15 protein-coding genes are annotated in these 15,570 nt (G+C 28.7%); all 15 read left to right on the top strand.

What is annotated here, in order from left to right; translation table 4 throughout:
- Positions 1–17: 17 nt before the first annotated feature.
- The 15 genes from SMONO_RS01490 to SMONO_RS01560 all read left to right on the top strand — a co-directional run bounded on the left by SMONO_RS01490 (position 18) and on the right by SMONO_RS01560 (position 15,560).
- Complete coding sequence (locus SMONO_RS01490; RefSeq protein WP_101780587.1) at positions 18–365, top strand: hypothetical protein; 348 nt, start codon at positions 18–20, stop codon at positions 363–365.
- Positions 366–387: 22 nt separating this feature from the next.
- Positions 388–1,680: a GTPase ObgE gene (gene obgE / locus SMONO_RS01495; RefSeq protein WP_101780588.1), complete on the top strand. Its 1,293-nt coding sequence runs from the start codon at positions 388–390 to the stop codon at positions 1,678–1,680.
- Position 1,681: 1 nt separating this feature from the next.
- Complete coding sequence (nadE, locus tag SMONO_RS01500; RefSeq protein WP_101780589.1) at positions 1,682–2,410, top strand: NAD(+) synthase; 729 nt, start codon at positions 1,682–1,684, stop codon at positions 2,408–2,410.
- Positions 2,411–2,491: 81 nt separating this feature from the next.
- Positions 2,492–2,983 carry a hypothetical protein gene (locus tag SMONO_RS01505; RefSeq protein ID WP_101780590.1) on the top strand — a complete coding sequence of 164 codons (492 nt, stop codon included), beginning with the start codon at positions 2,492–2,494 and terminating at the stop codon, positions 2,981–2,983.
- Between the two features lie 113 nt (positions 2,984–3,096).
- Positions 3,097–3,369, top strand: a complete 273-nt coding sequence (locus SMONO_RS01510) for a TIGR04561 family membrane protein (protein ID WP_101780591.1) — start codon at positions 3,097–3,099, stop codon at positions 3,367–3,369.
- Positions 3,370–3,405: 36 nt separating this feature from the next.
- On the top strand, positions 3,406–4,923 hold the full coding sequence (locus SMONO_RS01515) for an MSC_0882 family membrane protein (protein WP_101780592.1): 1,518 nt from the start codon (positions 3,406–3,408) through the stop codon (positions 4,921–4,923).
- Positions 4,905–6,017, top strand: a complete 1,113-nt coding sequence (hemW, locus tag SMONO_RS01520; RefSeq protein ID WP_101780593.1) for a radical SAM family heme chaperone HemW — start codon at positions 4,905–4,907, stop codon at positions 6,015–6,017. The genes SMONO_RS01515 and hemW overlap by 19 nt, the downstream gene beginning before the upstream one ends.
- 1 nt (position 6,018) lies before the next feature.
- Positions 6,019–6,510, top strand: coding sequence for an isochorismatase family protein (locus SMONO_RS01525; RefSeq protein ID WP_101780594.1), 492 nt, complete (start codon positions 6,019–6,021; stop codon positions 6,508–6,510).
- Between the two features lie 68 nt (positions 6,511–6,578).
- The gene (locus SMONO_RS01530; protein ID WP_101780595.1) at positions 6,579–7,331 is read left to right on the top strand and encodes a hypothetical protein; all 753 of its coding nucleotides are present in this window, start codon (positions 6,579–6,581) and stop codon (positions 7,329–7,331) included.
- A gap of 146 nt (positions 7,332–7,477) precedes the next feature.
- A complete protein-coding gene (locus SMONO_RS01535) occupies positions 7,478–9,625 on the top strand; it encodes an ATP-dependent Clp protease ATP-binding subunit (RefSeq protein ID WP_101780596.1) in 2,148 nt (715 codons plus the stop codon).
- Positions 9,626–9,686: 61 nt separating this feature from the next.
- Positions 9,687–10,706 carry a heat-inducible transcriptional repressor HrcA gene (gene hrcA, locus SMONO_RS01540; RefSeq protein WP_101780597.1) on the top strand — a complete coding sequence of 340 codons (1,020 nt, stop codon included), beginning with the start codon at positions 9,687–9,689 and terminating at the stop codon, positions 10,704–10,706.
- A gap of 2 nt (positions 10,707–10,708) precedes the next feature.
- A complete protein-coding gene (locus SMONO_RS01545; protein WP_101780598.1) occupies positions 10,709–11,284 on the top strand; it encodes a nucleotide exchange factor GrpE in 576 nt (191 codons plus the stop codon).
- Between the two features lie 29 nt (positions 11,285–11,313).
- Complete coding sequence (gene dnaK / locus SMONO_RS01550; RefSeq protein ID WP_101780599.1) at positions 11,314–13,128, top strand: molecular chaperone DnaK; 1,815 nt, start codon at positions 11,314–11,316, stop codon at positions 13,126–13,128.
- Positions 13,129–13,184: 56 nt separating this feature from the next.
- Positions 13,185–14,315 (top strand): molecular chaperone DnaJ, encoded by a 1,131-nt coding sequence (gene dnaJ / locus SMONO_RS01555; protein ID WP_101780600.1) that lies wholly within the window; start codon positions 13,185–13,187, stop codon positions 14,313–14,315.
- Positions 14,316–14,396: 81 nt separating this feature from the next.
- Complete coding sequence (locus SMONO_RS01560) at positions 14,397–15,560, top strand: hypothetical protein (RefSeq protein ID WP_101780601.1); 1,164 nt, start codon at positions 14,397–14,399, stop codon at positions 15,558–15,560.
- Positions 15,561–15,570: the final 10 nt, after the last annotated feature.

A 15,570-nucleotide genomic window follows, 5' to 3' on the forward strand; every position in this document is an offset into this window, starting at 1 on the left:
AGAAGAGGTATTTAATTATGATAAAAACAACTTTCACAGAAGAAGATTTTGTAAAATATAATGATCCAAAAAACGTTATGATGCAATTGTTTGGTGTAACTTGCTCGGTTTGCGGTGTTGATGAAATAGATTTTATTGATGAAAAAGCACCAAAGACCTTAGGCCAAGTAGCAGAAGAAATTTTAGCAGAAAATCCTGAAATTGATGATGAAGAATTAAATGAAATGATAGAACCACAAATTGAAGCGTGACAAGAATTAGATGATTACAATGCTTCAATTGGTATGCCAACATTTTTATGTTATAACTGTCATGATCAATTGATTGAAGGTGAAATTTCAATATCAATGACAGAAGAAGAATAGTGAAACAAGGAGTATATAGTTCATGAAATTTGTAGATTTAGCACACTTTAATATCAAATCTGGAAAAGGTGGCGATGGAGCCGTCTCTTTTCGTCATGAACTTTATGTTGCTAATGGTGGACCAAATGGTGGAGATGGTGGTAAAGGTGGAGATGTTATCTTTATTGCAGATGAAGGAAAATCATCGCTATTAGACTTAAAATTACAAAAATTTTATACTGCAGAAGATGGTTACAAAGGTGACATCAAAAATATGCACGGTAAAAATGGAAAAGATACATATATAAAAGTTCCTGTTGGAACAGTTATATATAATGCAGATACAAATGAGTTGTTATACGACTTTACAATTAACGGTCAAGAAGAGTTCGTAGCTCTTGGAGGAAAAGGTGGAAGAGGTAATGCAAGATTTGCAAACTCAAGAAACAAAGCTCCAACTATTTTTGAAGCAGGAGATCCTGGTCAAGAAATAAATATCAAAGCAGAACTTAAAGTTTTAGCTGATGTTGGATTTGTTGGTTTGCCAAATGCTGGTAAATCAACTTTGCTAAGAGCTATTTCAAATTCAAAACCTCAAATAGCAGATTATCCATTTACAACTTTAAATCCTCAACTTGGAGTTTCAAGAGATAAGCAGGGAAGAACTTTTACTGTTGCTGACTTGCCTGGTTTAATTGAAGGTGCCAGTTTGGGGAAAGGTTTAGGACATGAATTTTTAAGACACATTGAAAGATGTAAAATTATTTGTCATGTTATTGATATGTCAGGAAACTATGCAACAGAAGATGTTATAAAAAATTACGAACTTATCAGAAAAGAATTGGTTGAATACAATTATCACTTAGAGAAAAGAGTTGAAATAATTGTTGCAAATAAGATGGATATTGATGAGGCTCAAATAAATGTTTTATATTTTAAAGAAAAATATAGAGATAAAAAAATAATTGAAGTCTCAGGTCTTAACAAAATGAATGTTGATAAATTATTATTAGAAATTGGTTCAACTTTAGAAGAAGTTAAAGATATTCCTCTTTGAGAAATCAAAGATGAAAATCCTCAAGATTACAAAGTCTATACATTTGAAAGTGACTTGAAAGATATTCAAGTTAATAATCTTGGAAATGGTAGATGAAGAATTGAAGGAGAAGATGTTTACAAGGCTTATCAAAAAACACCAATATCAACTTATGACAACTTACTATTATTTAATGAAAAACTTAAAAACCTAGGAGTTTATAACATTTTAAGAGAAAAGGGAGCACAACGAGGCGATATCGTTAAAGTGTTCGACATAGAATTGGAGTGAATGGATTAATATGGAATTAAAAGAATATTTAGATTATTTAGTTGAATGATTAAGAGAAGAAGTTAAAAAAGCTAATCAAAAAGGTGTTGTTGTAGGGATTAGTGGCGGAATTGACTCTGCAGTAGTTGCAGCTCTTGCTAAAAAGGCATTTCCAAATGACTATATAACTGTTTGAATGCCATGCAAATCAAGCAAATTAGATGAAAAGTGCAAAATGGAATTAATAAATGATTTAGATCTAAAAAATGTAAGTGTTGATTTAAGTCAAACATTTGAAGTTATTTCAAAATCACTTAATGATTCAGGGATTGAACAATCAAAATTAGCTCTTGCAAATACAAAAGCAAGATTGAGAATGTCTACATTATATTCAATGGCTCAAACTCACAATTACTTAGTTTTGGGAACTGATAATGCAGATGAATGACATATTGGTTACTTTACAAAATTTGGAGATGGTGGAGTAGATTTATTACCAATAGTACATTTGCTTAAAAGAGAAGTTAGAGAAGCTGCAAAAATATTAGGAGTTCCTTATTCTATAATAAATAGAGCTCCAACAGCTAGTTTGTGAGAGGATCAAACAGATGAATCAGAAATTGGATTTAGTTACGATTTGATTGATGATTATATAAGTGGAAAACCTGTTGCTGATGAAGTTAAAAAAAGAGTTGATCACTTACATGACATATCAGAACACAAAAGAAACGGTGCTCCAATGCCAAAAAATATAAGATAAAAGTTTAAAAGATATATTTAAACTTTTTTTTATTAATAACCTTTTTTGTTAGATAATTAAAGAAACAAGGAGAAATATAAAATGACAGAAGTACAAGCAAATACAATTAGTGAATTTATTGATAATTTACCAGACGAAACAGCTGATAAAATGTTTGAAGAGTTAATAGCTGGAATGAGTCTATACTTTGCAGTAGTTTTATTTGGTGAAGAAATTGAAAAAAATTACGAACCATTAAAATTAGATGGAAAGTCTCTTGAAGAAATTTCAAGAGTAGTTAAAGAAAATGAAATAGGAGAAGAAGAAGTTTATGCTGCATTGATGGGATCATTGCAAGAAGAATCAGATGCTGAATTATTTGCTGAAGATTGTGTTCAATCAATTGCTTTTAGTCCAGAATTCCCCGAAGAAGTTTTAACTAAATTAAATGAATTAGAAATAGATGTTAATGACTTTTCAATGAACTTGATTGTTACATTGAAAGATGAATTTATCGATTTTTTTGTAAATGATCTTGATATTGAAGAATGAAAAAACGACATTATTGATGCGTTAGTAGCGAGTTGAGATTAATAAAAAAACAAACTAGATTATAAAAAAATCTAGTTTTTTTTATAATTATGTTATTATAAATATGATTGTAGATAGGGTAATTTACAGTTGGGCTAAAAATAAAGGTGATTTTTATGAAAGCATTACTATTAATTGGGACAGATTTCAAAGTTTTAGATATAGCTATACCTTTGATTGCAGTTTTAGTGGTTTTTGCTTTTATTGCGATTATTTCTTTAACTATATATTTCTTGATTCTTTTTAGAAAAAATAGAAAGTTTTATTTTGAAAAAGAAGAAGTTTCTGCAAATGAATTCAAAAGACTTGAAAAATTTGAAGATCAAAGAAATGATTTTGAGCTAGAAATAGCTAAAATAAAGAAAATTAAAAGAGAACGCAATAAATAATACCTTTTTATGCTCGTAAAAAAGGGGGCTTTTTTTATGAGTGGATTTTTAAATCCTTTTAAAAAAGAAAATTCAACAGATAACCAAAACCAACAAAATGTTGGAAATTTTGAATTTAATCAAAACCCTCAACAAAACATGAATTACCAAAATGAAACAGCAATGTATCAAAAAAATCTAATAGAAAACAAAAATGAAGGTTATATAAAACCTAGACATAAAAGTTTTGAAAATAGTTATCAAAATCATGCTCAAATAACACCTCAATATGGTAGAAATGAAACTACTGGTGAAATCATGATGAAAGGTTATCTATCAAATAGTGTAAATAATGCATCAATACAATATGGACAACCACAACACTCACAAAGAATGAATCAACCACAATATCAATCAGTTAATAACTATGATAATTATCAAAATCAATACAATAATTTAAAACAAGAATACTTAGATTTTGATAATAATTCAAGAATTGATTATGGTAATTTCAGAGATGAAAACCAATATAATAGAATGGTCTATCCTCCAAATAATCAAATGAATAATATTCAACAAAGAAATGATTCTTATTCAAACAAACCTTTATACGAAAATTATCAAGTTCCAAATAATAATATGCAATACGGATATAATGATTTTTCAAATAATGGTCAGTTCTATAACCAGGATGGTCCTTATGGATATAATCCAGAAGTTGACTATGCACCAGTTAGTTCAAATAACTATAATCCTTATGAATATCGTTCATATAACGAAAGAATGAGGGTTGCCAATATTATTCCAAGGGAAATTGGTAAAGAAATTAAAAGTGAAAAATTAAGAATTTTCTTATTATTCTTAATGGGGGCTGTAGGAATTATTTCAGCTTCTCTAATGTTGGCAATTTATTACAAAGCTGGAGAAGAAGGTGGTACTTATCTTGGGGTATTGCGTAACCAGGTTATGTATCCATTCTTTTCAATATTATTACTAATAGTTTCTGTTGGTTTCTTTGGTACAAGTCTAACTGATTATGGTTTTCTATATTCAAATGTTAAAAAATATGAAAGAGAATTAATGGTGGGTAAAGAAGCCGTTCCTTATTTCATTACAAGAAACTACAGAAGTTTAATATCAAGATCTGTTTATGTGAATTGAATTTCATTTTGTATATACATTTTTGGAGCAATAACTCTTGGTATAATGTATGGTCTTCAAGAACAAGTTAAAACAGGCAATACAGACATTTATATACTATTTTGAAGGGTGGGAAAACTAAAACCTTTAGTATCAGAAATACAAACAAACATTATTGTTTTATTTGTTACATTAATTGTTCATGTACTAAATATTGTCACTACAAGAACAAGAAAAAACAACATAATAGGTTACTATGGATATGAAATAATTCCTCAACAAGAAATAAAAGAAATTAAAAGAAAAGCAAACAAAGTTTGCATGATTATTTTCTTTACAATTATGGCAATTATTTTATTTGCAATTATAATACCTTGATTAATAATTAGAAAAAAAAGAGGTTTACCACTTAAACCATGAGGAACAGCAATTTAAAAGATAGAAAAATTAATAGTTTATATGTTCACATTCCATTTTGTGAACATATTTGCTTTTATTGTGATTTTGTAAAGGTCAAAAAACCTGAAGATCCAAAAGTAATTGAAAAATATTTAGATAAACTAAAAAATGAATTAAGTGAATATGGAGATAGATTAAACGATATTCAAAGTATATATATTGGCGGGGGAACCCCAAGTTGTTTAAATTTAGAGCAAACAATAATAATGTGTGAGATGTTATTTAAATATAGCCAAAAACCTAATTTTGAATATTCAATTGAACTAAATCCAGAATCTGTTACAAAAGAGAAATTGGAAATATACAAAAAATATAACATTAACAGAATAAGCATGGGTGTACAAAGTTTTGATAATGATTTATTAAAGAAAATTGGCAGAATTCATGATAATTCAATTGCTATTAATGCTTATAAGTTAATAAGAGAAGTTGGATTTGAAAATGTAAGTATTGATTTAATGTACAATTTGTATGACCAAACTAAAGAAAGTATAAATGTTGACCTGTCTTATATTAAGGAACTAAAACCAGACCATATTTCTTGATACTCACTGATTATGAAAGAAAAATCTGTTTGAGGAAGAAAAAATATGAAAGTTCCTGAAAATGATGAATTATTTGATGAAATTGTCAATGAAGGTTTGAAAGAAATTGGTTATACTAGATACGAGATATCCAATTATGCACTAGGAGAAAAAAATAAGTCATATCATAATATGACTTACTGAAATAACTCTATATTTGCAGGTGTTGGGATTGGCGCCACCGGTTTCGAACAAATTAATGGAAAATATTTTTTAACTAGAAACGAAGGTAACATTTTAAATTACAAAAAGGATTTTGAAGAATTATCTCAAGAAGATTATTATTTCCAAATAATAATGATGGGATTAAGGTTGGTTGACGGAATAGATATTTCAATAGAAATTAATAAAGATATTTATGAATTTTACAAAGAAAAAATTAATCAAAAAATTAATGAAAATTTATTAGAATTAGTAAATAATAATATAAAATGTACAGAAAGGGGTTTTAATATCTTGAATGAGATATTAATAGATTTTTTATAATATGAAAAAAGCTTTAATAGTTGTAGATTATCAATATGATTTTGCAGATCCTAACGGTAAGCTATATGTTCCTCAAGGTGAAACCATCAAAAAAGATATTGATAATAGAGTAAAAGAATATAAAACCAATGATAACTATGTAATATTTTCTGGTGATTTTCACCCAATAAATCATGTATCATTTTCTAAGTGAGGAGAACACTGTCTTGTTAATTCTGATGGAGCAGAATTTTATATAGATTCTTCTCAAGCAGACTTAATAATAAAAAAAGGAGTAGAAGTTGATTATGATAGTTATTCGGCTTTCTATATTGCACAAGACTTAAATATCGATTCAGGATTGAATGATTGACTAAAGGAAAGAAATGTTGAAGAGATAGAAGTTTGTGGTCTTGCTTTAGATGTATGTGTGCAAGCAACTTATGCTGATGCTGTTGAGAAAGGTTACAACTCTTTTATTAATTTTGAACTTTCAAAAAGCATAAACTCTTAGGAGTTTTTTTTTTTTTTTTTTTTGAATTATTTATTTTCTTCACCGATTAATAAAATTGGAGGATATATATGCTTAAAAGAATTATTAACAAAGAAGAAGACAATTTAATATTTACAAAATTTGCAAACAAGGTAAATCACATAGATTTTAAAGATATAATTTATAATTTTTTGAATCAACCACAAATCAAGGTTGAACAAAAGTATGATTTGCTATTTTCAAATGCAATTAAAAGAAACTGTTTCAAAGAGGTTGTTAAAAATCTGGAACAGGACTTTAAGAATAACTTCATTTTATGGAAGTTGACAGAAAGAATTTCAAATTTAACAAACAAGTTCTTTTCAAGTCACTTTAGAAAAGGAGAAGGTTTTAAAATAATTCAAAGATTATTTTTATTAAAACAGATTTTCCTTGCTCAATTAAGGTATAACTCAAATATTTGATTGAAATTAGATGTAAATCAAAGCCAAAGAGTATTGGATAAGAAAAATGATTTAAATATAAATTATAAAATAGCATTAATGTTATTTGATTTTAATGATAATGATGATTTATCTAATCTTATAAATGGGGATCAAAAATTAATTTTAGATTTAGTATTAAGATCAAACTCTATAGAGGAGTTTGTAACGTTAAACAATGAAATTGAAGTTGATATTTTTAAATATCTACCAATAAATATGATGCTTTTACAAGCACAAATGATTAAAAGCAATTCAAAATTAAATCTAAAAGAAAAAGCTAAATTATCATATTCAACATTTATGCAGTTATTCTGTATATTTGTGGAAGAAAATCTTTCTAAGAAAAAATTAAATTAATAAAAATAGTACCTATTTTCGGTACTTTTTTTATTAAAAAAAATTATAAATTTAGCACTTAACCATTGACATTGCTAATACAAGATGTATTATATTAATGATTAGCAAATAAGGTTATAGAGTGCTAATAAAAAGGAGGAATTTTTATGGATTTTACACAAAAACCAGATCCTTTAAATGATCCAGAAATCTTAAGTAAATACACTAGAGATTTGACAAAGGATGCAAAAGAAGGAAAAATTGATCCCATCATCGGTAGAGATGATGAAATCATGAGAGTGATTAGAATATTAAGTAGAAAAACAAAAAATAACCCGGTACTTATAGGTGAGCCAGGTGTTGGTAAAACAGCTATTGCAGAGGGCTTAGCTCAAAGAATTAACAAGGGAGATGTTCCAAGTGTATTAAAAGATAAGAGAATTCTTGAATTGGACATGGGAAGTGTTATGGCTGGAGCAAGTTTCTTGGGAGACTACGAAGCTAGAATAAAAGGTATAGTAAATGCAATTCAAAAAGAAGATGGACAAGTAATATTGTTTATTGATGAATTACATTTAATAGTTGGGGCTGGAAAAACTGGTAATGGTGGAGGAATGGATGTTTCAAACCTTCTTAAACCAGCTCTTGCAAGAGGTGGTATTAAAGTTATTGGTGCAACAACTTTAAAAGAATATAGAGAATACATCGAAAAAGATGCTGCCTTAGAAAGAAGATTTCAAAAAGTTGTTGTAAGTGAACCTACAATTGAAGAAACTATCTCAATATTAAGAGGTTTAAAAGAACGTTTTGAAACTTATCATGGAGTTAGAATTCATGACAATGCTTTAGTTGCGGCTGCACAATTAAGTGATAGATATATTTCAGATAGATATTTACCAGATAAAGCAATTGACTTAGTTGATGAAGCTAGTGCAACAATTAAAACAGAACTAGCTTCTGTTCCAACTGAGTTGTATCAAATTGATAGAAAAGTTATGCAATTAGAAATTGAAAAAGCTGCTCTTTCAAAAGAAAAGGATGAAAAATCTCTTGAAAGATTAGAACAAGCTAATAAGGAATTGACCACATTAAAGCAAAAACAAAGCGATTTCAATGAAAAATGAAATGCCGAAAAACAATCTTTGGAAAAAATTAATCAATTCAGATCAACAATTGATTCATTAAAGATTGAATTAGAACAAGCTCAAGCTCAAGCTAATTATCAAAGAGCTGGAGAAATTCAATACTCATTATTGCCTGCTCTAGAAAAACAATTAGAAACAGCTTTAGATACTAATAAAGAAAAACTAATTTCAGAAGAGGTAACTGAAAGTGAAATTGCTTCAATAGTTTCTAGATGAACAGGTATTGAAATGGAAAACCTAATTGAAAGTGAAAAGCAAAAACTATTAGGTTTAAATACACAACTTAAAAAAATGGTTAAAGGACAAAATCAAGCAATTGAACTTGTATCTGATGCCATTATTAGAAGTAGGAGTGGAATAAAAGATCCAAACAAACCGATAGGAAGTTTCTTATTTTTAGGTCCGACAGGGGTTGGTAAGACAGAAGTTGCAAAATCACTTGCAAGAAATCTTTTTGGAAGTGAAAAGAAAATGCTGCGTTTTGATATGTCTGAATACATGGAAAAACACTCGGTTTCAAAACTATTAGGATCTCCTCCAGGTTATGTTGGATATGAAGAGGGTGGTAAACTGACTGAAGCAGTCAGAAGAGCACCGTACTCAATATTATTGTTTGATGAAGTAGAGAAAGCTCATCCAGATGTTTTTAATATTTTTCTACAAATATTAGATGATGGTAGAGTTACAGATTCTTTAGGTAAAACTATCGACTTCAAAAACACAATTATAATTATGACTTCAAATATTGGATCGGATTATTTAATATCTACTCCATCTGAATTAGTAGATCAAGATGTTGTAATGGAAAACTTAAAAAAATTCTTTAGACCAGAATTTTTAAATAGAATAGATAACATCGTAAACTTCAATTCTCTTTCAAAAGAAGTTATTAAAGAAGTTATTTTGAAAACTTTGGACGAATTAAAAGAAAGAGTACTTTCTACAAATGAATATATTCTTAATTTCACTGACGCAACAATTCAAAAAATTCTTGAAGAAGGTTATGACCAATTATATGGAGCAAGACCAATTAAGAGATATATTGAAAGAAATATTGAAACATTAATAGCGAGAGCTATTGTTGGTGGAGAAATTGAACCAAAAAGAAACTACGTTATTGATGTAAAAGATGATAAGTTCACAATAACAACTTCAAATAAATTAAATTAGCACTTGATTATTAAGAGTGCTATTGATAAACTAGATATGTATTGTGATGGAGGTGTTTTTATTGTTAACAGAACGTCAAGATTTGATATTAAAATCAATTATTGAAGAATATATTAAAACTGCTTCACCAGTTGGTTCTAAAAGAATTCAAGAAGTGTTATCTATAGAAGTGTCTTCTGCAACAATTAGAAATGAATCAGCTTTACTTGAAGATCAGGGTTATTTAGAAAAAGCCCACACTTCTTCAGGTAGAGTCCCTTCTACAAAAGGTTACAGATATTATGTTGACAATTTAATGGAGTCAAATAATATTGATGATATTAAATTGCAAATTGATGAAATCTTTAAAAAAAGAGGGGCAACAATTGATGAGGTTTGTTCTAAAATCTCATCAATTTTAAGTGAGATGACTAAGTTAGCAACTGTGGTTGCAACATCTGATACAAACGATGAAGTACTATTATCAAAAGTTGAATTAGTGCCAATTTCAGATAGATCAGCAATAGTTATATTTGTACTTTCAAATGGAACTATTCAAAATAAAACAGTTAATCTAGATTCTGTGTCATTAGAAGAGTTAAGATTATCGATTGACCTATTTAATGAAAGACTAATTAATTCAAAAATTTCTGAAATAGAAACTAAATCACAAGCTATGATACCGGTTTTAAAACAACAAGTTAAAAAATATGAGTTTGTTTTACAAACATTGGTAGGTGCTTTGATTCACACAGATTCAAATAAATCAAAAACTAGTGGTGTTAAATATTTATTGGAAAACCCTGAATTCAACGATCCAAATAAAATAAAAGACATTATACAGTTTATTGAAAATGCTTCTCCTTTTGCTTGATTTAATTATCAAAGCAAAACAAATAAAACAACTGTTGCTATTGGTTTAGAAACAGGAAATGAGAATGATGATATTGCTGTTATTGGAACAAACTTCCCCACTAAAGGTGGGGGAAAGGGTGCGTTAGCACTTGTTGGTCCTAAAAGAATTGAATATGATAAAGTATCAAAACTTTTAGAATGAATTAGCAAAAAAATCGAAGAGAAGTTTTTATTAGAAGGAGAATAATAATGGAAAAAGAAAAAGTAAAAGAAATTTTGGATTTATTTGAAACTCTTAAAAAGGAGTTAAAAATAGAGCCAAAAGAAGTTAAAGAAGGAGAAGTTCAAGAACCTTCTAATGTAGAAAAATTGGAGCTTGAATTTATAGCTTTAACAGAAGAAAATGCAAAATTAGAAGAAGCGAGATTAATAGCTGTAGCTGATAATCAAAACACTGTAAGAAGATTTCAAAATGAAAGTATTTTGGTAAGAAAATATGGTGGAGAAAAATTGGCTTCAGAATTAATTCCTGCTATTGATATGTTTAGGGGGGTTCTAAAATCAACTCCAGATAATCCGGAAATTAAAAATTATTTAATGGGATTTGAAATGATTATCAACCAAATAGATCAGGCATTAACAAATGCTGGTGTTACTATGGTTAATGTTAAACCTGGAGATGATTTCAATCCAGAATTACACTCAGCAATTGAACAAGTTAAATCAGAAGAATTTGAATCAGGAAAAATTGCTATTGTAGTGTCAAATGGTTATAAATTACATGACAGAGTTATAAAACACGCTGCTGTTAAGGTGGCAGAATAGTATAGAAAGAATTTAAGAGGAAAAAAATTATGGCAAAAGAAAGAATTATAGGAATAGACTTAGGAACTACAAACTCATGTGTTGCTATTATGGAGGGTGGACAACCAATGGTTCTTGAAAACCCAGAGGGACAAAGAACCACACCATCAGTTGTAGCTTTTAAAAATAGCGATATCATTGTTGGTGGAGCTGCAAAAAGACAATCAGTTACAAACCCAAACACTGCAATCTCAATCAAACGTGATATGGGAACAAATAAAAAAAGAAATTTAGAAGGTAAAGATTACACACCAGAACAAATTTCTGCAGAAATTTTAAGATACTTAAAAAAATACGCTGAAGATAAAATTGGATCAAAAATTACTAAAGCAGTAGTTACAGTTCCTGCTTACTTCAACGATGCACAAAGAAAAGCAACTAAAGATGCTGGTAAAATTGCTGGATTAGAAGTTGAAAGAATCATTAACGAACCTACAGCAGCAGCACTTGCATACGGAATTGATAAACAAGATAAAGAAATGAAAGTTTTAGTTTATGACTTGGGAGGGGGAACATTTGACGTTTCTCTACTAGAGTTAGCAGATGGAACTTATGATGTTTTATCAACTTCAGGAGATAACGAATTGGGTGGAGATGACTTCGACCAAAAAATTATGGACTGAATTGGTCAAGAAATTAAAAAAGAACATAACATTGATTTATCAAAAGATAAAATGGCTTTACAAAGATTTAAAGATGAAGCTGAAAAAGCAAAAATTAACTTATCAAGTCAAGTTGAAACAGAAATTAACTTACCATTTATCGCAATGAATGAAAATGGTCCAGTTAACTTCTCAACTAAATTATCAAGAGCAGAATTTGAGAAAATGTCTAAAGATTTAGTTGAAAGAACAAGAAAACCAGTTGAAGATGCTTTAAAAGAAGCAAAATTAAAAGCAACTGATATTGATCAAGTTCTTTTGGTTGGAGGATCAACAAGAATTCCAGCTGTTCAAGAATTAGTTAAATCATTATTAGGAAAAGAACCAAATAGAACTATTAATCCAGATGAAGTTGTTGCTATGGGAGCAGCTATTCAAGGTGGAGTTTTAGCAGGGGATGTAACTGATGTTTTATTATTAGACGTTACACCATTAACTTTAGGAATTGAAACAATGGGTGGGGTTATGACACCATTAATTCAAAGAAATACAACAATTCCAACAGAAAAATCACAAGTATTCTCAACAGCAGTTGATAACCAACCAGCAGTTGATATTAATGTATTACAAGGTGAAAGACCAATGGCTGCAGATAACAAATCTTTAGGACAATTCCAATTATCTGGAATTAAAGCAGCTCCAAAGGGAACTCCTCAAATTGAAGTTACTTTTAAAATTGACGTAAATGGAATTGTTTCTGTTACTGCAAAAGATAAAGATACTAATGAAGAAAAAACTATTACAATTTCAAACTCAGGAAGTTTATCAGATGCAGAAATTGAGAAAATGGTAAAAGAAGCTGAAGAAAACCAAGAAGCTGACAACAAAAAACGTAAAAACATTGAATTAAAAAACAAAGCGGAAAGTTACTTAAACATTATTGAATCATCAATATCAGAAGCTGGTGATACAATGAATGAAGAGCAAAAAAAACAATCTGAAGATATGGCAAAAGAAATTCGTGAATTAATTGCTAAAGAAGATTATGAAGCGCTAGATAAAAAAATGAGCGAATTAGAACAAGCTATGAAAATGGCTTCAGAAATGGCAGCTCAACAAGCACAAGCTGGTGGAGCAGAAGAAGTTAAAGAAGATTCAAAAGAAGAATCATCTGAAGAAAACAAGGATGAAGAATCTAAATAATTTTAAAAAACAACTATTAATTAGTTGTTTTTTAAAGATAGAAAAAGAGGTGTACAATGGCTAAAAGAGATTATTATGAGGTCTTAGGTATTGCAAAATCAGCATCTGAAGATGAAATTAAAAAAGCATATCGTAAATTAGCTAAACAATATCACCCAGATATTTGTAAAGAACCTGATGCAGAAGAAAAATTTAAAGAAGCAACTGAAGCTGCAGAGGTTCTTTTAGATGCAAACAAGCGTCAAACTTATGATCAATTTGGTCATGATGGACTTAACGGAATGGGTTCAGGCTTTGGTGGAGGCTTTGGTGGAGGCTTTGGTGACTTCTTCTCAAATATGGGAGGAGCAGGAGACTTCTTCTCAGATATTTTCTCAAATTTCTTTGGTGGAAGATCTGGAGGGGGTTCTTCTAGACAAAGATCTTCAAGAGGTAAAGATATTGTTATAAGTGTTAACTTAACACTTAAGGAACTATTGTTTGGTGTAGATAAAAATGTTGAACTTGATTTAGTTTCTAAATGTGATGATTGTGATGGTGTTGGAGCTAATTCAAAATCAGACATTGTTGAATGTGAAGTATGTAATGGTCATGGAGTTGTTACTGTTTTACAAGATATGGGTATTGCAAAATTCCAATCACAACAACCTTGTCCAAAATGTAAAGGTCAAGGAAAAGAAAACAAAAATCCATGTAAATCATGTAGAGGTGATGGGGCTGTTATGAAAAAAGAAACAGTTACTATGCCGATACCAAAAGGGTTGGTTCCAGATCAACAGATTGTATTGAGAAATGCTGGAAACTACTCGGTAGATGGTGGAGAACGTGGACACTTATATGCTGATGTTAGATTGAAAGCTTCTAAAAATTTAAAAATAGTTAATGAACACGATATTAAATTTAAGTTTGATGTAAGTTACATCGATGCATTACTTGCAAATGAAATATCAGTCAAAACACTTGATGGAGATATAAATGTAAAAATACCAAAAGGTATTAAAAATGGCGAAGTTATCACAATAAAAAATCATGGTCTTTATAAAGGTGTTAAGTCATCACACAGAGGTAATTTATTACTTGAAGTTAATATTGTTATTCCAAAAGAACTTGATAAAGAAGAAAAAGAAAAAATTGAAAGTATTATGGAAATAACAGACTTTAAAGTTACAAATAACTTGGAAGAATAATCCTTATGGATTATTTTTTTTGACAAAAGTATTTATTTAGATTAAATCTAAATATTGTATAATCATAAATGGAGGTCTATTATGTCTGATAAAATAAAAGTTTTAAAAATTAATAAAAGTAAAAAAGATACTTTTGAAGAAACAACAGAAGATTTTTCTTCTGAAGGCTTTTGATTTGAAGAGCATCTAGATGAATCTGTTTCAATGGATTTTGATAAAACCATTGCAGTTAAAGATAAAAAGACTTCTAAGTTAGATATAGTTCAAAATGCAAACTCGCATTTTTTTGAACCTAAAAATAAAGAATTAAATATTAAAAAAGAAGATTTTGAAAACAAAACTTTTGAATCAATTAATATTGTAGATAAAATGATTAGACCTTCAAACTCTGAAATAAGAAAAGAAATCATTGATATGAGGACAATGAGTTATCAAAATGAACAAAATGATAAGGACTTTTTACTTAATAAATTGAATGTTGATTTAAATAAACACAACAATTTTAAGAACTACAATCTTATTAAAAATGAAGAAGAAATGAATACCCCTTTAAATGTTCAAATTAATAAAATTGAAGAACAAATTACTCAATTACAAGAGAATTTATTAAATATTTCTAATATATCTCTTGGCAATAAGAATTCACAAACAGAATCAAATAATGTAAGTGATGAATTGGAAGAAATAAAAAGCGAAGAAATTTCGAAGGAAAAACCAGAAAAAGTAAAAGAGGTTAAATTTATGCTTGTAGATCATTCTGTAGTCGAAAAAAAAGAAGACGAAAAAAATGTAATGGTTGAGTTTGACAATATAGAACATAAGCAAAATAATGAGAAATCACTAGATTCTAATAAAAGTAAAAAGAGAACTTTATTTGATGATATGGACACAAAGGAATTGAAATCATTTTTTGATGATGAAAGCAGCAACTACTCAATTCCTGTTTTTAACAACAATGATTATACAGTTGCAAACACTGTTGACGATCTGGATAAAGCAATTAATAATTTAGAATTTGGAAGTAAAAAAATAAGAGAAAAGGAAAAATTCTTTGATCAAGATGGGGGTACAACCCAATTGGTCGAGAGTCTACAAATTGTTTCTAAAAATAATAAGAAACAATCTTTAAATTCTATGAATTTTGATTCTTTTGAAGAATGATTTAACAATTCAAAAGATGTTAAAAAATTAGCAAAGTTAGCAAAAAAAGAAAATAAAAAAATGAATAAAAATATGAAAAAATAAGGCAAAAATT

Origin of the sequence: Spiroplasma monobiae MQ-1 (genome assembly GCF_002865545.1) — a bacterium.
GTDB lineage: Bacteria > Bacillota_I > Bacilli_A > Mycoplasmatales > Mycoplasmataceae > Spiroplasma_A > Spiroplasma_A monobiae.